Source organism: Bradyrhizobium sp. BWC-3-1, from assembly GCF_032917965.1.
Classification (GTDB): Bacteria; Pseudomonadota; Alphaproteobacteria; order Rhizobiales; family Xanthobacteraceae; genus Bradyrhizobium; species Bradyrhizobium canariense_D.
Window position 1 is genome coordinate 2325921 of record NZ_CP136625.1, and the last position, 20152, is coordinate 2346072.

The 20152-nt window shown below is 64.2% G+C and carries 19 protein-coding genes; 10 read left to right on the forward strand and 9 right to left on the reverse strand.

What is annotated here, in order from left to right:
- Nucleotides 1–89: 89 nt before the first annotated feature.
- Nucleotides 90–245, forward strand: coding sequence for a Flp family type IVb pilin (locus tag RX329_RS11275; protein ID WP_085395715.1), 156 nt, complete (start codon nucleotides 90–92; stop codon nucleotides 243–245).
- A 276-nt stretch (nucleotides 246–521) separates the two neighbouring features.
- Here RX329_RS11275 and RX329_RS11280 read toward each other — a convergent pair whose 3' ends face one another.
- Nucleotides 522–2132, reverse strand: a complete 1611-nt coding sequence (locus tag RX329_RS11280) for a phytoene desaturase family protein (protein ID WP_085385411.1) — start codon at nucleotides 2130–2132, stop codon at nucleotides 522–524.
- Between the two features lie 168 nt (nucleotides 2133–2300).
- On the opposite strand from RX329_RS11280, the gene RX329_RS11285 reads away from it, so the two are divergent.
- Complete coding sequence (locus tag RX329_RS11285; protein ID WP_018454256.1) at nucleotides 2301–4580, forward strand: spermidine synthase; 2280 nt, start codon at nucleotides 2301–2303, stop codon at nucleotides 4578–4580.
- Between the two features lie 9 nt (nucleotides 4581–4589).
- Here the strand turns inward: RX329_RS11285 and RX329_RS11290 are convergent, their stop codons facing one another.
- A complete protein-coding gene (locus RX329_RS11290) occupies nucleotides 4590–5525 on the reverse strand; it encodes a glycerophosphodiester phosphodiesterase (RefSeq protein WP_244561296.1) in 936 nt (311 codons plus the stop codon).
- 220 nt (nucleotides 5526–5745) lie between these two features.
- On the opposite strand from RX329_RS11290, the gene RX329_RS11295 reads away from it, so the two are divergent.
- From RX329_RS11295 to RX329_RS11305, 3 genes are read left to right on the forward strand one after another with little or no spacing between them, the layout of a single operon-like run.
- Nucleotides 5746–6705 carry an acyl-CoA desaturase gene (locus tag RX329_RS11295; protein ID WP_244561297.1) on the forward strand — a complete coding sequence of 320 codons (960 nt, stop codon included), beginning with the start codon at nucleotides 5746–5748 and terminating at the stop codon, nucleotides 6703–6705.
- Between the two features lie 45 nt (nucleotides 6706–6750).
- Nucleotides 6751–8133 carry an MBOAT family O-acyltransferase gene (locus tag RX329_RS11300; RefSeq protein ID WP_085395657.1) on the forward strand — a complete coding sequence of 461 codons (1383 nt, stop codon included), beginning with the start codon at nucleotides 6751–6753 and terminating at the stop codon, nucleotides 8131–8133.
- Nucleotides 8134–8158: 25 nt separating this feature from the next.
- Nucleotides 8159–9121 (forward strand): hypothetical protein, encoded by a 963-nt coding sequence (locus tag RX329_RS11305; protein ID WP_244561298.1) that lies wholly within the window; start codon nucleotides 8159–8161, stop codon nucleotides 9119–9121.
- Nucleotides 9122–9127: 6 nt separating this feature from the next.
- On the opposite strand, the gene RX329_RS11310 is transcribed toward RX329_RS11305, so the two are convergent.
- From RX329_RS11310 to RX329_RS11320, 3 genes are all read right to left on the reverse strand, one after another.
- Entirely contained in the window at nucleotides 9128–10825 is a 1698-nt protein-coding gene (locus tag RX329_RS11310) for a fatty acyl-AMP ligase (RefSeq protein WP_085385416.1), read from the reverse strand.
- Nucleotides 10826–10849: 24 nt separating this feature from the next.
- Nucleotides 10850–11104: an acyl carrier protein gene (locus RX329_RS11315; protein ID WP_317245876.1), complete on the reverse strand. Its 255-nt coding sequence runs from the start codon at nucleotides 11102–11104 to the stop codon at nucleotides 10850–10852.
- A 224-nt stretch (nucleotides 11105–11328) separates the two neighbouring features.
- Complete coding sequence (locus RX329_RS11320) at nucleotides 11329–12135, reverse strand: L,D-transpeptidase (protein ID WP_085361389.1); 807 nt, start codon at nucleotides 12133–12135, stop codon at nucleotides 11329–11331.
- A 305-nt stretch (nucleotides 12136–12440) separates the two neighbouring features.
- Here RX329_RS11320 and RX329_RS11325 point away from each other — a divergent pair, with 305 nt between their 5' ends.
- A complete protein-coding gene (locus RX329_RS11325; RefSeq protein WP_085349135.1) occupies nucleotides 12441–12764 on the forward strand; it encodes a hypothetical protein in 324 nt (107 codons plus the stop codon).
- A gap of 48 nt (nucleotides 12765–12812) precedes the next feature.
- Here RX329_RS11325 and RX329_RS11330 read toward each other — a convergent pair whose 3' ends face one another.
- Nucleotides 12813–13574: an ABC transporter permease gene (locus tag RX329_RS11330; protein ID WP_018454266.1), complete on the reverse strand. Its 762-nt coding sequence runs from the start codon at nucleotides 13572–13574 to the stop codon at nucleotides 12813–12815.
- Entirely contained in the window at nucleotides 13571–14494 is a 924-nt protein-coding gene (locus RX329_RS11335) for an ABC transporter ATP-binding protein (protein WP_085361388.1), read from the reverse strand. The genes RX329_RS11330 and RX329_RS11335 overlap by 4 nt, the downstream gene beginning before the upstream one ends.
- A 280-nt stretch (nucleotides 14495–14774) precedes the next feature.
- Between RX329_RS11335 and RX329_RS11340 the strand changes: the two genes are divergently transcribed.
- Complete coding sequence (locus RX329_RS11340; protein ID WP_018454268.1) at nucleotides 14775–15488, forward strand: hypothetical protein; 714 nt, start codon at nucleotides 14775–14777, stop codon at nucleotides 15486–15488.
- A gap of 413 nt (nucleotides 15489–15901) precedes the next feature.
- Nucleotides 15902–16891 (forward strand): putative zinc-binding metallopeptidase, encoded by a 990-nt coding sequence (locus tag RX329_RS11345; protein WP_026232702.1) that lies wholly within the window; start codon nucleotides 15902–15904, stop codon nucleotides 16889–16891.
- 22 nt (nucleotides 16892–16913) lie between these two features.
- On the opposite strand, the gene RX329_RS11350 is transcribed toward RX329_RS11345, so the two are convergent.
- A complete protein-coding gene (locus RX329_RS11350; protein ID WP_026232703.1) occupies nucleotides 16914–17765 on the reverse strand; it encodes an alpha/beta fold hydrolase in 852 nt (283 codons plus the stop codon).
- Nucleotides 17766–17889: 124 nt separating this feature from the next.
- On the opposite strand from RX329_RS11350, the gene RX329_RS11355 reads away from it, so the two are divergent.
- Together RX329_RS11355 and RX329_RS11360 are read left to right on the forward strand one after the other, a co-directional pair.
- On the forward strand, nucleotides 17890–18507 hold the full coding sequence (locus tag RX329_RS11355; protein WP_085350313.1) for a CGNR zinc finger domain-containing protein: 618 nt from the start codon (nucleotides 17890–17892) through the stop codon (nucleotides 18505–18507).
- 128 nt (nucleotides 18508–18635) lie between these two features.
- Nucleotides 18636–19568 (forward strand): LysM peptidoglycan-binding domain-containing protein, encoded by a 933-nt coding sequence (locus RX329_RS11360; RefSeq protein WP_085385093.1) that lies wholly within the window; start codon nucleotides 18636–18638, stop codon nucleotides 19566–19568.
- Nucleotides 19569–19910: 342 nt separating this feature from the next.
- On the opposite strand, the gene RX329_RS11365 is transcribed toward RX329_RS11360, so the two are convergent.
- Nucleotides 19911–20150 (reverse strand): hypothetical protein, encoded by a 240-nt coding sequence (locus RX329_RS11365; RefSeq protein WP_018454273.1) that lies wholly within the window; start codon nucleotides 20148–20150, stop codon nucleotides 19911–19913.
- Nucleotides 20151–20152: the final 2 nt, after the last annotated feature.

Below are 20152 nucleotides of genomic sequence, written 5' to 3' on the forward strand. Positions count from 1 at the left end.
AACCCGACCGCAGGTTGTGCCACGTAGAATTGCGGGTGTTGGGCAACCCACACAGCTTGAAATGGAAAAGGAGGCGAGACTTGAAGCGCATGATTTTGAAATTCTGGACCGACGATTCAGGTGCAACCGCAATCGAGTACGGCCTGATCGCAGCCGGCATCGCGCTGGCGATCATCACCGTCGTGAACGGACTGGGCACCACCATGAACGACAAGTTCACTTCGATTAGCAGCTCCTTAAAGTAATTTCCGCCTCCCATTTCCCGGCGGGGCAATTCTCCATAGCACTGCTTTCGAGCCGCGCCCGCCGGGGGAATTGCCCCCTGGCGGGCGAAGTCGTTTTGGGGAGAGGTTTTCACAGAATGCCCACAGGCTACCCGCTGGTTTGTCCGGACTTTGTCCACGGATTATCCCGCCGCTCATTCCCGGATTTTCCACCGATTTGTAGCAGGCTTTGAAGGGGCATAACCCACCGCCCTTTCACAGCTTTGCCAACAGTCTGTCCACAGCCCATCCACAGGCTTATCCACGGCTTCCGAACAACGACCGGTGATCCCTCAGGATTGCCTGGGCGGCGTTGTGGCCAGGCGCGCCGGTGACGCCGCCGCCGGGGTGGGCGCCGGAGCCGCAATGATAGAGGCCCTTCACGGGCCCGCGATAATCGGCGTGGCCCAGCATCGGCCGCGCCGAAAACAGCTGGTTCAGCGTCAGCGCGCCGTGGAAGATGTCGCCGCCGAGAAGGCCGAACTGCCGTTCGAGGTCGAGCGGTGACAGGATCTGGCGGCCGAGCACGCTTGTCGCAAAACCCGGCGCGTATTTGTCCACCGTCGCGATCATGAGGTCGGCAACCTCGTCGCGATGGTCGTCCCACGACTTCCCATCGGGAAGCTCCGGCGCGACGTGCTGGCAGAACAGGCTTGCGACGTGGTGTCCTGCGGGCGCGAGCGTGTCGTCGAGCGTCGAGGGGATCAGCATTTCCACGACCGGCTCCCGGCTCCAGCCGTGCGCGCGGGCATCGAAAAAGGCGCGGTCCATGTAGCCGAGATCAGGGGCCAGGATAATGCCGGAGGTGAGATGATCGCCGTCGCCCGGCAGCGCCGTGAAGGAGGGCAGGCGGTCCAGCGCCACGTTCATGCGGAAGGTGCCGGAGCCGTTCTTCCAGTGCCGGATGCGGGCGAGGAAGTCTTGGGGAAGCGCATCGGCGGCGACCAGCCGCGTGTAGAGCAGTTTCGGATTGACGTTGGCTGCGACATATTTCGCGCGGATGGTCGTACCGTTCTCCAGCGCCACGCCGACCGCGCGATCGCGCTCGACGATGACCTCGCGCACGCCTGCATCGGTGTCGATCACAACGCCGCGGTCGCGTGCGGCGCGCGCCATGGCCTGCGTGATCGCACCCATGCCGCCGATGGCGTGACCCCAGACGCCCTTCTTGCCGTTCACCTCGCCGAAGGCGTGATGCAGCATCACATAGGCCGAGCCCGCGGCGTAGGGGCTGGCATAATTGCCGACGATGGCATCGAAGCCGAACAGCGCCTTGACCAGATCATGCTCGAAACGTTCGTCCAGCATCTCGCCGGCCGAGCGGGTGAAGAGATCGAGCAGGCTGCGGCTCTGCTCCAGCGACAGCCCGCGCAGGATGTTGGCGCTCTGGAATGCGTTCACGGCTTCGCGGATCGAGGCCGTGCCGAAACCATCGAGCAGGTTTGGCGGCGCGCGCAGCACGAATTGCCGAAGCACGTCGGCGATATCTTCCAGTTCGCGCGAAAACCCGTCGAGTGCATTTGCGTCATGCGGGCTCAGCCGGGCGACGGACGCCTGCGTCCGCCCCTCGCCGGTGAGAAGATAGCTGCCGTCGGGGGCGGGCAGAAAATTCTGCGCGCGCCGTTCGACGATGCGCAGGCCCTGTTCGGCCAGCTTCAAGTCACGGATCACCAGCGGATTGAGCAGGCTCACGGTGTAGGCCGCGACCGAATTGCGGAAGCCGGGATGAAATTCCTCCGTGACCGCGGCCCCGCCGACCACCTTGCGGCGCTCGACCACGCGCACGCGCAAGCCGGCCATCGCGAGATAGGCCGCGCAGGTGAGGCCGTTATGGCCAGCGCCGATGATGATGACGTCGGTTTCGATCATGAAGGGGTCAGCTGTTCCACGCCCATTCCGGGATGGTCTGAACGACCGGGCTCGGGACATCTGTATATCAAGCATTCCCCGCTGCAACATCACGAGACCCTTTATTGCCCGTTCAGGCGCCTTGTGCTCCATTGCGCGCGCCCGGCGCCCGCCGGGGCTGGAGCTTCCATGGATTCGATCGTGCAACCCGCCGCCACGGAGCAGCCGTCCTCGTCACGCAACCGGCTGCTGCTGACGGTCTACACCGCCGCGATCTTCGTCAGCGCGCTGTTGCTGTTCTCGGTGCAGCCGCTGTTCACGAAAATGGTCCTGCCGCGGCTCGGCGGCTCGCCGGCGGTGTGGTCGGTGGCGATGGTGTTCTTCCAGTCGCTGCTGCTGGCGGGCTACGCCTATGCGCATTTGTTGATGCAGGTGAGGAACCGCATCGTTCCGGTGGTGGTGCATCTCCTGCTGCTGATCACGGCGTTCGTCACGTTGCCGCTCGGCATCGCCTCGGCCTATGGCGATCCGCCCGCTTCGGGCTACGCGATCTGGCTGCTCGGTCTGTTCGTGATCTCGATCGGGCTGCCGTTCTTCGCGCTTGCCGCCAACAATCCGTTGCTGCAGGCCTGGTTCGTCCGCACCGGGCATCCTGCCGGACACGATCCCTATTTCCTCTATGCGTCCTCCAACATCGGCAGCTTCCTCGCCCTGCTGTCCTATCCGTTCCTGCTGGAGCCGATGTTCACGCTGCACACGCAGAACCGGCTCTGGACCGGCGGTTACGGCATTCTGATCGTCCTGATCGCCGCCTGCGGCGTGCTGCTGTTGCGCTCGCCGAAACTGGCCATGGTCGATGCGCGAACCGAGGATTTGAATGCGCCGGCGCCCGGTCTCATGACGCGGCTGCGCTGGATATTCCTCGCCGGAGTGCCGTCCGGCCTGCTCATCGCCGTCACCGCGCACATCTCGACCGATGTCGCGGCAGCGCCGCTGCTGTGGGTGCTGCCGCTGTCGCTGTATCTCCTGACCTGGGTGGTGGTGTTCCAGTCGCGGCCGTTACTGCCGCACAAATGGATGCTGATGCTCCAGCCGGTCGCGATCGCGGGCGTCGTCTTCCTGCTGGCGTTCGGCGGCGAACAGAACCTGCTGCTGACGCTCGGCGGTCATCAATTGTGCTTCTTCGTCATCGCGATGGCCTGCCACGGCGAATTGGCGCGAACCCGGCCGGCCGCCAAATATCTCACCGGATTCTATGTCGCGCTATCGTTCGGCGGCATGGTCGGCGGCCTGTTCGCAGGGCTCCTTGCGCCGTTCACATTCTCCTGGATCGCCGAATATCCGATCCTGGTTGCGCTTGCCGCGCTGTGCCGGCCGCCCGCGAACGAGCGGCTGGCGGGCATCGTCAAATGGTACTGGCTGGCGCTTGCCGCGCTCGCCGTCGTGCTCGTTGTGCCGTCCACCACGACGGGCGGGCTATCGACCTGGTTCGAGGATCACCGGGTCTGGATGGCCGGCGGCGTCGGCGTGCTCGCCGCGCTGCTGGCGCTGGCGGTCAACGCCGGCCGCTGGAAGATATTCGCCACCGTCGCGCTCGCGCTGGCGTTGATCCGGGTTTATCCGGCGGACGAAGGCCGCGTCACCACGGTGCGCAGCTTCTTCGGCGTGCACAAGATCGTGGTGACGCCCGGCGGCTATTTCCACGTGCTGATGCACGGCACCACGATTCACGGCGCCGAGCGCTTCCTCAACAATGACGGCACGCCGGTCACCGGCCGGCCGGAGCCGATCACCTACTATCACAAGGACGGCGGCATCGGTCAGGCCGTGACCGCGATGCGCGAGCGCAAGGGCGCGCCGCTGAAGGTCGCGGCGATCGGCGTCGGATCGGGCACGCTCGCCTGCGCCGCCGAGCCCGGCGAGAGCTGGACATTCTTCGAGATCGATCAGTCCATGGTCGACGCGGCAAGCGATCCGAAGAATTTCCGCTACATCTCGAGCTGCATGCCGGGCCTGAAGCCGGTGATCGGCGATGCCCGCCTCACCTTCGCGAAGGAGCCGGACGGTGCCTATGATCTCATCATCGTCGATGCCTATTCGTCGGATGCGATCCCGATCCATCTTGCGACCGAAGAGGCGATGAAGATCTACAAGGACAAGCTCGCTCCGCACGGCGCCGTGGTGATGCACGTCTCCAACCGCCACCTCGATCTCGAGACGGTCGTGGTCGGTATCGCCGATGCCAACGATCTCAAGAGCTGGGTCTACAACGAGGATTCCGGGCGCGATGGTGACTACATCTTCTCGACCGACGTCGTCATCTCCGCCCGCGAGGATGCCGACGTCGGCAGGCTCGCATCGTCGAAAACATGGGAGCAGACCGAAGCCGACGACCGGGTGCGGGTCTGGACCGACGATTACTCCAACATTTTGGGCGCGCTGTACCGGCGCTTGCGGGACGGGGAGTAGGGCCCGCTTCTACGGCTCCACCGGCGTCCCCGCGGGCAACGCGATTGCCTTCTCGCCCGCGACCTGCCGCAACAAATCGGGCCTGTCGGAGATGATCCCGTCGACGCCGATCTCGATCATGCGCGCCATGTCTTCGGGTTTGTTGACCGTCCAGACCACGACACGCAGCCCGAGCGCATGGGCCTCGGCGATCAGTGCCGCGGTCACATCGCCGAAATAGGGTGACCAGACCGCGCCGCCCGCAGCCTTGATGGTCCGCGGCAGCGACCCGCCGTGATCGGCCGGGCTGAAGCCCGCCGTCCAATTGGTCGCCTTGTCCAGCGCCACCGTCTGGCCCGAGCCGCGCTGGAGCGTCAGGTACACCGTCGGCATCTTTGGTGCCCGCTGCTGGACGAGCAGCAGGGTCCGCCAGTCGAACGACTGGATCATGACGCGGTCGGAGAATTTCTCGGCTTCGATCACGCCGAGCAGTTTGGTGACGAAAGATTGCGGATCGAGCGTCTCGTCCGGATGGTTCGGATCGATCTTGGTCTCGACGTTGAAGCGCACGCGCGTATTGCCGGATTTGCGCACCAGCGCGAACAGCTCGCTCAAGGTCGGAATACGGGTCCCGGGCATGGCGCGCTGGTCGGGGAATTGCTTTTCGTAAGGGCTGTCTGACCGGATCTGGCCGACGTCATAGGTCCTGACGTCGGCGAGCCGCAGTTTCACGAAGGGCGTGCCGGGAGGCGTGACGTAGGCGCCGTTCGCATCCCGCGTGATATCAGGATTGAGCCCGCGCTCATGCGAGACGACGACTTCGCCGTCGGCGGTGATGCCGACATCGAGCTCCAGCGTGTCCACGCCGATCGACAGCGCGTTGGCGAAGGCCGGAAGCGTGTTTTCCGGCAGCAGTGCCCGCCCGCCGCGATGGGCCTCGAGGTCGAAAGCCGAATCAAATGCCATGGCCGGTCCCGCAATGAGAAGTGACAGTACGGTCAAGATCGTCGCAGCACGTGACGGCATGGTGGCTCATGGGGCAAGGGGAAAGGGGCGATATTTCAACGCGTTTGGCGCGTCCGTCCTATTGTATAGGCTTTCCTGGCTGTTGAAACCTTGGGCGGCGGCTTGGGTTGCGGCCGCCGCGGGGGTATGTACTCATAGTCGGTGCCCTGGAATCCCGCCCGTGCAGCAGCAACGCGATCATCGAATTATCCGCAGCCGGCATTTTCGCCGGATGCAGCGCCGGCATTTCATGATCTTCGACGTTTTGCCCTTCGTCGGCACGCTGCTGGCGCTGGTCCTTCTGTTCTACCGCCCGATCGGCGCGATGGAGCTTGGCCTGTTCGTCGGCTTCTGGCTGGTCACCGGCCTCGGCCTTACCGTCGGCTATCACCGGCTCTTCACCCACCGCGCCTTCGCGACCTCCACGGCGATGAGTGCGATCCTGGTCGTGATGGGATCGATGGCCGGCCGCGGCCCCATGCTGTCCTGGGCGGCAATGCACCGCCGGCACCACGAATTGTCCGATCACGACGGCGATCTGCATTCGCCGCGGCTGCACGGCGAGGGCGCATTCGGCCGCCTGCGCGGCTTCCTGCACGCGCATTTGACCTGGATGATCGCGCACGATTATCCCAATGTTGCGCACTATGTCCCGGACCTGATGGCGGATCGCAGGCTGGTTGCCGTCAACAGCTACTATTACAGTTGGGTCGGTCTCGGCCTGGTGCTGCCGGCCGCGATCGGCGGCCTCGCCACCATGAGCCCGTGGGGCGCACTGACCGGCTTGCTCTGGGGCGGCGTGGTGCGCATGTTCGTGGTCGAGCAGACCATGTCGGCCATCAACTCCGTCATGCACAGCTTTGGCGCGCAGCCGTTCGTCACCCGCGACGACAACAGCCGCAATCTCGGCGTGGTGGCCTGGCTTGCCTGGGGCGAGGGCTGGCACAACAACCACCACGCCTTTCCCTATTCCGCGGCCTTCGGCTTGCGCTGGTTCGAGTTCGATCCGGGCTTTGTCTTCATCCGGGCGCTGGAAGCGCTGGGACTGGCCTGGGACGTCAAGGTGCCGAGCGAGGAGAAGATTGCGCGACGCATGCTGCGGCAGCCGGGTGACGCTGCGCCCGACCTCGAAACGGGCTGAGCATCATCCGCCGGCTCACGCCGGCGATGGCGCGGCTGTGAACCGATGCTGTTCAACGACTATCCCTTTCTCCTGGTCTTCCTGCCCGCGGCGCTGCTGATCTATCGCTTGGCCGATCCCTATCCGGGCTTGCGTATCGGCGTGCAGGTCGCGCTGTCGCTCGCCTTCTATGCCTGGGGCAGCCCGTCCTTCATCCTGCTCCTGATCGGCTCGATCGCGATCAACTGGCTCGCCTCGGTTGCCTATGGGCGCGTGAAATGGCCGGCGCTGCTGACGCTGGTGATCGGGCTCGATCTCGCGGTGCTGGCGCTGTTCAAATACGCCAACTTCGTTCTCGCTAATCTGGGTCTCGTGCTCGGTGCGACGCTGCCGGTGCTCGACGTCGGGCTGCCGCTCGGCATCTCCTTCTTCACCTTCCATCACATCATGTATCTGGTCGACCTGAAGCGCGGCAGGGCGCCGCTCTATGCGTTCGACCGCTATGCGCTCTACATCGCCTTCTTCCCGCAGGCGATCGCCGGCCCCCTGGCGCGCTGGTCGGAGGTGATGCATCAGTTCGGCAGGCAGGTCTACGTTCCGGGCTGGCAGCGTCAGTTCTGCATCGCCACCTGCTTCATCGCGATCGGCCTGTTCGAGAAAATCGTGATCGCCGACGGCCTCGCGCATCTGCTCGATCCCATCTACGCGCAGGCCGCGAACGGGCCGCTCGCGGGCGGTGACGCCTGGCTCGCCTTCTGCTTCTCCTTCCAGATCCTGTTCGATTTCTCCGGCTATTCCGACATCGCGATCGGCCTCGGCCTGCTGTTCGGCGTGCAGCTGCCGTACAATTTCGATGCGCCGCTGCGCTCGACCAATATCCAGGATTTCTGGCAGCGCTGGCACATCACCCTGATGCTGTTCCTGCGCGATTACGTGTTTTATCCGCTGGTCAATCTGCGCCTGCTGCCGCGGCGCTGGCTGCCGGTGCAGTTTTTCGGCGCGATGATGATCACGATGGCGCTGTGTGGCCTCTGGCACGGCGCGAGCTGGACCTTCGTGCTGTGGGGCGTGCTGCACGGGCTTGCGCTGGTCGCCTGCACGCTGTGGCGTCGCTATGGCCCGGAGTTCCCGTCATGGCTCGGCTGGGCGCTTACCGTGCTGTTCGTGCTCGCGACCGGCGTGATCTTTCGTGCGGGATCGGTGGAGGCGGCCTGGCATGTCTTCGCCGGACTGGCTTCGCCGCTCCCGCTCGAGCGCGGAAAGCATTTGTGGCCGCTAATCGCAGCGCCCCTGTTCGCCTTCCTGCTGCCGGCGAGCCAGGACATCGTGGCGGTGCTCACGCGCCGTCCCAATCCGTGGCTCGCGGGTCTGCTCGGTCTTGGGCTATTCGCATTGCTGCTTCACATGGGTGGTCGGGATCTCCATGAGTTCGTCTACTTCAAGTTCTGAGACCGACTCCGGCTGGGGCCGGAGCTTGCTTGCGTGTCTGGGCACGCTGATCGGGGCTGCGCTGCTGGTGCTCGCACTGATGGTGGCGGTCGATCCCTATGACAGCGGCAAGCTCGGCCTGCTCGGTATCGACGGCGTCGATAATCGTCTGACCCAGATCACGGCCGCGAGCCGCGCGCGGAATCCGGATTTCAATGCCGCGATCCTGGGCAATTCGACGGCGCAGATGGTCGAGCCGGCGGAATTGTCGCGCGCAACCGGCCTGCGGTTCGTGCAGCTCTACATGACCGGTGCATTTCCCCGCCAGGAGCTCGCAGTGCTGGACTTCTTCCTGCGGAATCACCGGGAGGTCGGCGCACTGGTGATCGTGACCGACCCTGGCTGGTGCACGCATGCACGGGCGAAGGAGGAGGGCGGCGTCCCGTTTCCCGACTGGCTCTATGACAGAAGCGTCGTCACCTACGCCGCACGGCTGATCTCCTGGCAGGCAATCGAGCACGCCTTTCAACGCATCAGTATCGGCCTTGGCCGGCGACCACGGATGAACCCTGACGGCTTTGTCAGCTACGAGGACATCTGGCCGCCGGGCCAATTCAAAGAAGTCGGCTGGCCCAGGGATCCGGCGCCGGCCTCGTCTGCCGAGATGCGGGCGACATTTCCCGAGATCGCTGCGCTGGCAGATATCGTCAGGGCATTGCCGGCCGATGTGCCCGTCGTCATCATCGTGCCGCCGACCTTGGCGACCACCGTGCCGAAGCCCGGTACGGAAGCCGCCCTGGAGCGCAGCGCCTGCGATGCCGCGCTGAAGAAAGTGGTCGCGGGCCGACCGCGCAGCAATTTCATCAGCCATCGCGTCGACAACGATCTCACGCGCGACCGCGCCAATTTTGCCGACTTCATCCACTATCGCCCAATCCTCGCGCGCAAGATCGAGCAGGGGATCGCCGTGAGCCTGCGCGATGGGGAGCGCGCGAAGATCGATTTCTGAGTGGTCTCAGCCGAGCTGCTCGAAATCGCCATCGAGCCAGAGCTTGCGCGCCAGCTTGCGCTGGATCTTGCCGCTGGTGGTCTTCGGCAGCGTGCCGGGCCTGATCAGCGCGATGTGGCGCGCGAAGAGTTCGTGGTTGTCGGCGACGGCCTCGCGAATTCGGCCCTTGATCGCTTCGGTGTCGATCGAGTGGCGCGCGGTGCGCTCGATTTCCTGGACGATGACGAGCATTTCTTCGCCGGTCTCGTCCGGCACCGAGAACGCCGCGCCGCAGTTTTCGCGCAAAGCTCCATCGAGCGATTGCACCGTGCGCTCCAGGTCCTGCGGATAATGGTTGATGCCACGGATGATGATGAGGTCCTTGATTCGTCCCGTGACGAACAATTCGCCTGTGACGTCGATGAAGCCGAGGTCGCCGGTGCGCAGCCACGCTCCGTCTTCGCCGGCAATCTGCGCATTGAGCCCCTCGCGCGTCGCCTCGTCGTTGCGCCAATAGGCGCGGGCAATATTGGCCCCACTCACCCATATCTCACCGACGCGATCCGGGGGCCGCGTGCGGTTGTCCGCGTCCACGATGGCGATCCGTTCGCCGGTGAGCGGGCGCCCGCAGCCGACGGCGACCTGTGTATCTTCGGCGTCGGAAGGCGCCTGCGCCGCATGCGCCTGCAGCGCCGTGCGGCTCACGCTGCGTGTGACATGACCGCCGCCACGGCGTCCGCCGGAAATCAGGAGCGTCGCTTCCGCCATTCCGTAGGCGGGATACATTGCGCGCGGATCGAAGCCGTGCGGCGCGAATGTCTGGGTGAACCGCTCGATGGTTTCCGCATGCACCGGTTCTGCGCCGTTCAGCGCGATCCTGAGCGAGGACAGATCGATGCCCTCCATCGGGTCGGCGCGATAGCGGCTGACGCAGAGGTCGAAGCCGAAATTCGGGCTGCACGCCACTTCCGCGCGATAATGCGCGATCGCGCGCAGCCAGCCGAGCGGCCGCTGCATGAACGCATTCGGCGCCATCAGCGCGCAGGTCGCGCCGACATAGAGCGCTTGCAGCGCGTTCAGGATCAGCCCCATGTCGTGATAGAGCGGCACCCAATTGACGTAAGTCGATTGCCGGGTGTTGCCGAGCGCGAGCCGGATCATCTCGAGATTAGCGAGCAGATTGGCGTGGCTCACCATCACGCCTTTGGGCGCGGACGTCGAGCCGGAGGTGTATTGCAGGAAGGCGATGTCGTCCGGCGCCGGCTCGGGTAGTTCGATTGTCTCACCTACGGCCGCGGCGAGATCGACCTCGATCCAGCGGATGTGCTCATGCGCGAAGCGTGCCCGCAAATCACCGCGGAGCGCGACGGCCGAATTGGTCAGCGCCAGCGCCGGCGTGCAATTGGCGAGGATCGCGGCGCTGGCATCGCGCGCGCCGTTTCGCCGCGGCATCATCATCGGCACGGCGATGATGCCGGCCATCAGACAGCCGAAGAACGCCACTATGAATTCGATGCCGGGCGGAAACACCAGGATGGCGCGATCGCCGGGACGCGCGGCCACGGTCAGTCGCGACGCGAGCGCGCCCGCGGCATCGTGCAGCTGTCGAAAGCTGAGGACAGCGTCCTCCGTCCCGCGATCGGAGACGAAGACATAGGCGCGGTCGTCGGCCTGCTCCGCCGCACGCCAGGCCAGCAATGCCACGAGCGAGCGGAAGGTTTCCATGGGTTGCGCCGACTTCAACCGCCCTCAGGCGGCGGGGCGGATTGCGCGCTTGTCGGCGAGAAACCGCGACAACGACTCAACGGTCGGATGGTCGTAGAAGTCGTCCGTCGATAGCTCGAGGTCGAGCTTCTCCTCGAGTTCCATCATCAGGTAGACCAGCATCGCCGAATCGAGGCCGAGGCGGCTGAATTTCGTGCCGATATCGACGCGGTCGCTCGAAATTCGCAGGATATTTGCCAGGGCGGTAACGCAGAAATCCGAAATCTGCTCGCGTGTCATGTCATGTCCCAGAAACAATGGGAACGACAATAGGGGCGACCCCCTGGTTGTCAATTTGGTCGGAACGCCGCTGCGTTGAAGGTTGTGGACTGTTGCTTCCTTGCGTCGGCCGGTGCCCAATCCGTGCACGGGCTGGCGCCATTTCCTGCGGTCGATTGCGGCAAGCGCCCGTCGCGGCAGCGGCTTCCTGATTCGCTGGCGCGGCAACGGCGCGTTCAAGTAGGTCAGTTCTGGTAGTAATAGCCCCGCGGTTGGTAAACCTGCCGGGGCTGCGGCTGATAGTAGGTGCCCTGCTGGCCGTAGCCCTGATTGTAGTATTGCTGCGGCTGCGGCTGATAGACCTGTGCGTCATAGAGCGGGCGGTTACCGCGCGGCGCGGGGTAGCGCGCGCCGGTGTCGCTGCCGTCGGCCGGATAGATGTAGTTGTCGTCTTGCGGCATGTAGCGGCGGGCAGGTGCGGCCTGAGGCGTCAGGTTCACGGGATCGCCTGATGTGGCGTACTGCTCTTCGGCGGGCTGCGGCGCGCGGGCCACTGCCGTGGGAGTGCGGCCACGCGGATTGCGGGCGAGCGCCACCTGCGCCGAGCCGGTCAGCGTTACCGTGGTGTTGAGCACGCCCTGCTGCTGCACTAGCGCGTAGAGCGTGGTGGCATTCTGGCGCGACAGCCGCACGCAGCCATGCGAGGCGGGCGTGCCGAGCCGGCCGACCGAGTCGGTGCCGTGGATGGCGTGCCCAACCTTGGTGAAGAAGATCGCGTGCGGCATCGGCGCGTCGTCGAATTCCTTGGAATAGTGATCCTCTTCCATGCGGAAGGCGCGGAACGCGCCGTTCGGCGTCTCCCGCGAGGGGATGCCTGTCGACACCGGCCAGTGGTAGCGCGCGACGCCGTCGACGGCGACGGTCATCTGCTGATTGTCCTTGTCGACGGTGATGTCGACCTTGGCCTGCGCGGCGCCCGCGCTCAAAAGCATCAGGGAGGTGAAAGCAATAAAAAACGAACGCATCTGACTCGTGGCCTCCGGCCTGTTCATACTAGGCGCCGCGGCTCTCCGTCCCCCGGCGTGCATTATGCCTGCAATCGCGCTTTCGTTCCAGCGGCCTGCAAAGCTAACCTTATTGCCATCGTTAACGGGACGCCCGGCGTAAGCAAGGCCGCTTTGTGCCGCAAAGCGAGCGGCAGCGCTGACATTTTCGCGAGCGGGAGATGCGTTCACAACGCCGACAATTCATCACAATGGTGCAACCATCCGGGGCGCAACCATTTGGCCGCATCGGCGTTGACGATCGCTGCCTCGACCGGCCGCTTCCGCGGCCGGTTTTACCTTTGGGAATGAAGATGAACAAAGTTTGCGTCGCCGCCGCTTCTCGGCCGGCTGGTCTGCCTTTCCGTGTGCTCTTCGCTGGCGCGGCCGTTCTGGCCGCGCTGTCCTGCGTCCCCCAGCCTGGCCATGCCCAAGGCATCGTTCGGGGCGCCCAGGAAGGTTCTTACGAAGGCAACCGGATCGCCGGCCCCGTCGGCGGCGTGGTTGGGGGCGCGGTCGGCGCCGGTGTCGGCGGTGCCGTCGGCGCGGTCGAGGGGGTGTTCGGCATTCCCCATCGCGGCCACCGTCGGTGTCGCGGCTATTACGACGGATACAACCGCTTCCACTGCTATCGGTAGAGCTTGCGATTCCGGGGCGCGCGCGTGCCCCCCGGAATGACGGCCGGATCAGTTCTTCAACCGATATCCCGTGCGGAAAATCCACCAGATCACGACCAGGCAGATCACCAGGAACGCCGTTGTCATGCCGATGCTGACGGCCATGCTGACGTCCGCGATCTCGTAGAAGCTCCAGCGGAAGCCGGAGATCAGATAGACGACCGGATTGAGCAGCGCCACCGTGCGCCAGGCGGGCGGCAGCATGTCGATGGAATAGAAGCTGCCGCCGAGGAAGGTCAACGGCGTCACCACCAGCATCGGGATCATCTGCAGCTTTTCGAATCCGTCGGCCCAGATGCCGATGATGAAGCCGAACAGGCTGAACGTCACCGCCGTCAGCACAAGGAAGGCCAGCATCCAGACCGGATGATGGATGTGCAGCGGCACGAACAGGCCAGCCGTGGCGAGGATGATCAGGCCGAGGATGATCGATTTGGTCGCGGCCGCGCCGACATAGCCGAGCACGATCTCGAAATAGGAGATCGGCGCCGACAGGATCTCGTAGATCGTGCCGGTGAATTTCGGGAAGTAGATGCCGAACGAGGCGTTGGCGATGCTCTGCGTCAGCACCGAGAGCATGATCAGGCCTGGCACGATGAAGGTGCCGTAGCTGACGCCCTCGACCTGGCTGATGCGCGAGCCGATCGCGGCGCCGAACACCACGAAATACAGCGAGGTCGAGACCACCGGCGAGACGATGCTTTGCAGCAGCGTGCGCCAGGTGCGCGCCATTTCGAACAGGTAGATGGCGCGGACAGCGCGGTAGTTCATGAGGCCCTCACGAGATCGACGAAGATGTCCTCGAGCGACGATTGCGTCGTGTCGAGATCGTTGAAGCGGATGCCGGCCGTGCGGAGATCGCCGAGCAGGCTGGTGATGCCGGTGCGCTCGCCCTGGGTGTCGTAGTCGTAGACCAGCGTCGCGCCGCCGTCGCAGAGGTCGAGCTCGTAATGCCTGAGGCTCTCCGGCAGCGCATCGAGCTTGCCTTGCAGATGCAGCGTCAGCCGCTTCTTGCCGAGCTTCTGCATCAAGGTGGCCTTGTCCTCGATCAGCACGATCTCGCCCTTGTTGATGACGCCGATGCGGTCGGCCATCTCCTCGGCTTCCTCGATGTAATGCGTGGTCAGGATGATGGTGACGCCGGATTGCTGGAGCGTGCGCACCACCTCCCACATGCCCTTGCGCAGTTCGACGTCGACCCCGGCGGTCGGCTCGTCCAGGAACAGGATCTGCGGCTCGTGCGACAGCGCTTTGGCGATCATCACGCGACGCTTCATGCCGCCGGAGAGCGTGATGATCTTGCTGTCCTTCTTGTCCCACAGCGAGAGGTCTTTCAGCACCTTCTCGATATGATCGGGGTTCTTCGGCTTGCCGAACAGCCCGCGGGAGAAGCTCACGGTCGCCCACACGCTCTCGAAGGCATCGGTGTGCAATTCCTGCGGCACCAGCCCGATCAGCGAGCGCGCCTTGCGATAGGAGGTCTGGATGTTCTCGCCGCCGACGAGGACCTTGCCTTCGCTCGGATTGGCAATGCCGCAGATGATCGAGATCAGCGTGGTCTTGCCGGCGCCGTTGGGGCCGAGCAAGGCGAAGATTTCGCCGCGCGTGATGTCAAGATTGACGTTCTTGAGCGCCTTGAAGCCGGACCCATAGGTCTTCGACAAATTGGCGACGGAAATGATGGAGGACATGATGGCCGCAAGTCTGAGGGGCTAAGGCTGGGGAGGGGAGGCTGGAACCTACCGGGAGGGGCGGGTCAGCGGAGCCCTGACATAGGAAGGCCCTTGCGCGGCTGCAATTAGCGGGAGAAAAATGGCCTCGAAACAGCTCCTTCCGTGGCAGGTTTCGGGCAAGTGTTGCGCGATGGTCACGGCTTGATGCTAAGATCGTCGTTCACGCGGCTCTTTGTTGCGTCTGCGAGCAGGCCATGGCTACGATTCCGGCCGAAGCATATTCCCAGGGAAAAGATCGATGAGACCGAACGGCCGTCACACCGCTGGCGTCAGCCAGTTGTCCGCCCTCCGTGCCTGGGCGATGGGCCTGCTCCTGCTGTCAGCTGTTGCCATCAGCCCGACCACCGCCAAGGCGGCGCCAAGCCAGGCTGCCGTCGCGACCACGCATGTCTACCTGCTCCGCGGCGTGCTCAACATCTTCTCGCTCGGGCTCGACACGATCGGCGCCCGGCTCCAGGCGCAGGGCATCCCGGTGACCGTGGCGAATTTCGTGTCCTGGTCCTCGCTCGCGGATGAGGCCGCTACCGCCTACAAGGCCGGCCGGCTCAAGACCATCGTACTGGTCGGGCACTCCTCCGGCGCGACTGCGCTGCCAGACATGATCGCCAAGCTCAACCGTCTCGGCGTGCCCGTGAAACTCGCGATCGGGCTCGACTCCGTGTTCAAGACCAAGCTGTCGACCGGCGCGGAGCGCTACATCAACATCTATATCGGCGACGGCCCCGGCGAGCCGGTGAAGCGCGCGGACGGTTTTCGCGGCAAGCTCGACAATGTCGACGTCCGCGGCTCCGGCGTCGGCCACATCTCGATCGACAAGAACGAAGCGATCCAGCGCCGCGTGATTGCCGAGATCGACGCCGCAATCATGCGATCGCGCGCACCGGCTCCGGTTGCCGAACCCGGCGCGCCCAGGTCGGCGCGCTCGGCGGCGGCAACGGCTCCCCGGAATTAAGCTGTTCGCCGCAAGCAGGTGAATTGACAATGCCGCCGTCACGCCGACGGCGGCATTGTCGTATCTGCACAAGCCAAGCTCGATCACCCGCCGGTCGAGGAAGGGAACTCGGCGTACGATCTGGTGTTGTTACAGCATGACAAGCGGACGAAACGTCGGCCCCATGGCGGTTCAGCCCGAGCGGACGTGGGCCGGTCGGCCTGTTTCCGAAAATGTCCTTGAGAAAAAGCCGCAGCCTCAATCGAGCCAGTTGAGCGCGACGCGAGCCGGCTTGTTAAGACAGCACGCGCTGCGGACGCAGCGTGCGTTGCTCGCCGGCAACAGCGACGGTCGCAAGAGTTCCTCGAAGTGCAAGAGTTCCTCGAATTGACAGGCCGGTCTTCCGGTGTGCCGTCTGTCTGGGGCCAGTCCACGTGAAGATCTTTCAGTGCCCGTCATGCCGCCATCCTGTCTCGTTCGAGCACATCGCGTGCGCGAATTGCAGCACTGAGTTGGCGTTCGACTCCTCGCGCATCGAGATGACTAGGCTTGCATCCCATCAATCTTGCCGTAACCGCGAGATCATCGGCTGCAACTGGTGTGTCGAGGGCGCGGACTGGTATTGCGGCTCGTGCCGCCTCACGCGCACAATTCCAAACCTCGGCAGCACCAGAAACATCATGCTCTGGCGCCGTATGGAGGAAGCCAAGCGCCGTCTTCTCTATGATCTCAGTCGCCTCAAGCTTCCGCTCGCATCGCGCACCGGCGCAGAATTGGCTTTCGACATTCTTTCGGACGAGGTCGGTCCGATCGTGACGGGGCATCTCTCGGGCCTGATCACGCTCAACCTTGCGGAGGCCGACGATGTCGAACGAGAATCTCGCCGCGTGGCGTTCCGGGAGCCGTACCGCACGCTGCTCGGGCATTTCCGGCACGAGATCGGTCACTTCTATTGGGACCTGCTCGTCGACGGCACGACATTCCAGGCCCCGTTCAAGCTGATCTTCGGTGACCAGGCGCAGGACTATCAGGCCGCGATCAACTCCTATTACAGCCGCGCCGATCGTTCATACGACCGAAGCGGCTTCATCAGCGAGTACGCCACGTCCCACCCCTGGGAGGATTGGGCGGAAACGTTCGCGCATTTCCTGCATATCGTGTCGACGCTCGACTCGCTGGCAGGTTTGCCGTTGGCGCTGGACGAGCGCGCCCGGCAGACCCTGACGGATCCCTATCTCGAGAGCGACTTCGAGGCACTCTTGGCACTGTGGATGCCGCTTGCTCGCAGCATCAACGAACTCAACCGCTCGCTCGGGATGAGCGATGCATATCCCTTCGACATATCGCCGGCGGTCAAAGGCAAGCTGCATCTCGTCCATATGGCGATCAGCGCATTCCGCGCTCAGCAGAGCCTGGCGGCGTAACTTTCGCGGAGGACAGCCCCCGTTACGTCAGGAAGGTACGAATGCTGTCCGCGATTTCCTTCGCGTGCGTCTCCAGCGCGAAATGACCGGTGTCAAAGAACTGCACCACGGCATTCGGATTATCGCGCTTGAACGCTTCGGCGCCGGGCGGAATAAAGAATGGGTCGTTCTTGCCCCAGACCGCGAGGAACGGCGGCGTGTGCTTGCGGAAATAGTCCTGGAAGGCCGGATAGAGCGCGACGTTGCTCTTGTAGTCGCCGAACAGGTCGAGCTGCACGTCGTCCGAGCCCGGGCGCGCAAGGTAGAAATTGTCGAGGTTCTGGCCGTCCGGTGACACGGTCATCGGATCGGGGACGCCATGCGTGTACTGCCAGCGCGTCGCTTCCGGCGTGAGGAGCGCGCGTAGCGCGTCGCGATTGGCCGGCGACGGATCCTGCCAATAGGTCTTGAGCGGAGTCCAGTCGTCGCTGAGCCCTTCCTCGTAGGCGTTGCCGTTCTGTGAGATGATTGCCGTGATCCGCTCGGGGTGACTGAGCGCAAGCCGGAAACCAGTCGGCGCGCCGTAATCGAAAACGTAGACCGCGAAACGGTCGAAGCCGATCATTTCGGTGAAGCGTTCGATCACGCGCGCGAAATTGTCGAACGTGTAACGGAAGCTTTCGCGCGAAGGCATGTCGGATTGGCCGAAGCCGGGAAGGTCGGGCGCCACGATATGAAACCTGTCCGCCAGCAGCGGGATGAGGTCACGAAACATGTGGCCTGCGCTGGGGAAGCCGTGCAGCAGCAGGAGTTTTGGCGCTCCGACACGACCGGCCTCGCGATAGAACACCTTGAAGCCCTCGACATCCGCGGTGCGGTACGCGATTGCGGCCATGACATTCTCCATCTTAGTAACCACTAAATTGCCTACTAAGAGGTTACGTCTCCTTACCGTAACTTGTCAATGCCGTTCTATCAGGTTATCTGAGTCCATGCTCCCGACCGGCCAAGGACCGCTCATGGACCGCCCGCCCGCCATGTTCATCGCCGACTCTCTCGGCCTCGACTTCCTCAACTCGGTGGCGACGCCGCTCGATACGCCGGTCGACTGGATCGATGATGGTCATGGCCTGATCGACTGGCTGGCGCAGGCGAAGCTGGTGCCCGCGGATGATCTGCACGCGCTGACGGCGCGCGCCACGCCGGAGGAGCTGGACAAGGTTGCGGATCAGGCGCGCGCCTTGCGCGAATGGTTCAGGGGCTTCGTGCGCAAGCATGCAGGCCGACCGCTCACGACGGATGCATTGCGCGAGCTCGATCCGTTGAACAGCCTGCTGGAGCGCGACGAAGCGTTCAGCCGGATCGAGCCGGGCCATGCCGATGGCGGCGCTCTGGCATTGCGAATGAGGCGGCGCTGGCGATCGCCGGAGGCGCTATTGCTGCCGGTTGGCGAAGCCATGGCGAAGTTCGTTTGCGACGAGGATTTTTCGAACGTCAAGGCGTGCGAGGGGCACAACTGCACCATGCTGTTCGCCGACCACACGCGCAGACGCGCGCGGCGATGGTGCATCATGGCGGTCTGCGGCAACCGCGCGAAACAGGCCGCACACCGCAGCAGGCTCAAGAGCATGCAGTGATTGGGGGGCGAGATGCTGGAATGAGCGCGGATCGAGCCCCGGTTCCGTGCCCCAAATTCCACCCAATCGACCGTCACTAAGCGCCTTTGGGGGAGGCTGCAGCCTCCCGGAGTGGGACTGCTGGACTGATGATCGATTTGAGGCGACTTCTCGCGCTGGCAGCCGTTGCGCTGCTCGCCTTGAGCACCGGGACGACCGCTGCCTCACCTGCCAAGACGAAGCCCGCCGCGGCCGCACCCGTCGCGCCGCCGCCCCCACCGTTCGAGCCATTGCCGCCGCCGAAGATCTACCTGTTCCGTGGCGCCATGGGGCCGTTCTTCTCCACCGGCATGGACCGGCTCGAAGAGAAGCTGACGCAGGCCGGCTTTTCGGCTAACGTCTATGAATTCACCATCTGCCGATGGATCGGCGATCGTGCGATCTCCAGCTACAAGGAAGCGCCGGCGCCGATCGTGCTGATGGGGCATTCGATGGGCGGGCTTTGCTCGATCGTCATCTCCGAGATGGCGGCCAAGGAGAACATCCCGATCAGCCTCGTCATCACCATCGATCCCGCGCATGCGACCGGCGACGTGCCGCTCAATGTCGAGCGCTTCATCAACATCTATCTCTCCGACAGCGTGCTTGGCGGCGGCAACGTGGTCGCGGTGCCGGGCTATCGCGGTCACTATGCGAGCTATGACCTGAAGGAGAACGCGCGGGTCAGCCACATCAACATCGAGAAGTCCGACGACATCCACCGTCAGATCGTCGATATGGTCACGCAGTTGCCGCGCATTCCGCCCCAGACGCAGGTCGATGCCGTGCCGCTGCGTTATCTCGTGCCGGCGAATACGCTGGTCGAATTGTGGGACAGTGGCGTGCGGCTACCGGTGCGCCGCGGCGACACCATGGAGAGCATCGCGGCAGCCAATCGCGTGCCGCTGTGGTCGCTGGCGCAGAGCAACTCGCTGCCGGAGAACGCGACGCTCACCCCCGGCCAGTCCATCATCGTTCCACGCCACCTGACGCCGCCGGAGCCGACAGCCGCCATGGCGACCCCCCCGCCGGGACGGCGGTAAGCGGTCAGCAACGGAGATGGCCGGGATGGGCTTGGCTGATGCCAGGCACCATCCCTCGCGGCACCTGTCATTCACGCATCTTGTGCCGCGGCAGCCATCTTGATGCGGGAGTCGCCAAGGAGGAGCGAGCCGTGGCGGAAGCCCGGCCCGCCGGGCCATAGGGCGCGGCGAGAAGCATCATAAACAAGGCCCTGTCAGCCGCATATTTGGCAGCGGGTCGGCCATTTTCGAAGCCGTGCATGACCAGGCGTCCTTCCGTCGTGCAGACACGCCATCGCCATGTCCTTCGACCGCACTTCTTCAGGAACACTTCGAATGTCGGGAGGTGTTCGGGCATGTCGATCACCCGTGCCGGCTTGCCGTCAGGCGCGTGGTGGCGTTCCCCATTGCCCGGCTCGGAGCCTGAAAGGTGAGCGGAAAGGCGGAGACGGCGAGCTTCTCGATCGCCGAGCGCTCCTCGGACACACGTCTCTCGATGAACCGCCGTTCGAACTCGGTCAGCTCGGTCTTGAGCAACCGCTGATAGCGGCTGATGTTGCTGCGGTGGCCGCGCAACAAGGCCAGCTCTTCATCAAGCATCATCG

Bases quoted from the DNA above. Each gene is read 5' to 3' on its own strand.
- RX329_RS11275 (WP_085395715.1), top strand. From the start codon at position 90: ATGATTTTGAAATTCTGGACCGACGATTCAGGTGCAACCGCAATCGAG.
- RX329_RS11280 (WP_085385411.1), bottom strand. From the start codon at position 2,132: ATGATCGAAACCGACGTCATCATCATCGGCGCTGGCCATAACGGCCTC.
- RX329_RS11285 (WP_018454256.1), top strand. From the start codon at position 2,301: ATGGATTCGATCGTGCAACCCGCCGCCACGGAGCAGCCGTCCTCGTCA.
- RX329_RS11290 (WP_244561296.1), bottom strand. From the start codon at position 5,525: ATGGCATTTGATTCGGCTTTCGACCTCGAGGCCCATCGCGGCGGGCGG.
- RX329_RS11300 (WP_085395657.1), top strand. From the start codon at position 6,751: ATGCTGTTCAACGACTATCCCTTTCTCCTGGTCTTCCTGCCCGCGGCG.
- RX329_RS11310 (WP_085385416.1), bottom strand. From the start codon at position 10,825: ATGGAAACCTTCCGCTCGCTCGTGGCATTGCTGGCCTGGCGTGCGGCG.
- RX329_RS11315 (WP_317245876.1), bottom strand. From the start codon at position 11,104: ATGACACGCGAGCAGATTTCGGATTTCTGCGTTACCGCCCTGGCAAAT.
- RX329_RS11320 (WP_085361389.1), bottom strand. From the start codon at position 12,135: ATGAACAGGCCGGAGGCCACGAGTCAGATGCGTTCGTTTTTTATTGCT.
- RX329_RS11325 (WP_085349135.1), top strand. From the start codon at position 12,441: ATGAACAAAGTTTGCGTCGCCGCCGCTTCTCGGCCGGCTGGTCTGCCT.
- RX329_RS11330 (WP_018454266.1), bottom strand. From the start codon at position 13,574: ATGAACTACCGCGCTGTCCGCGCCATCTACCTGTTCGAAATGGCGCGC.
- RX329_RS11335 (WP_085361388.1), bottom strand. From the start codon at position 14,494: ATGTCCTCCATCATTTCCGTCGCCAATTTGTCGAAGACCTATGGGTCC.
- RX329_RS11340 (WP_018454268.1), top strand. From the start codon at position 14,775: ATGAGACCGAACGGCCGTCACACCGCTGGCGTCAGCCAGTTGTCCGCC.
- RX329_RS11350 (WP_026232703.1), bottom strand. From the start codon at position 17,765: ATGGCCGCAATCGCGTACCGCACCGCGGATGTCGAGGGCTTCAAGGTG.
- RX329_RS11355 (WP_085350313.1), top strand. From the start codon at position 17,890: ATGGACCGCCCGCCCGCCATGTTCATCGCCGACTCTCTCGGCCTCGAC.
- RX329_RS11360 (WP_085385093.1), top strand. From the start codon at position 18,636: ATGATCGATTTGAGGCGACTTCTCGCGCTGGCAGCCGTTGCGCTGCTC.
- RX329_RS11365 (WP_018454273.1), bottom strand. From the start codon at position 20,150: ATGATGCTTGATGAAGAGCTGGCCTTGTTGCGCGGCCACCGCAGCAAC.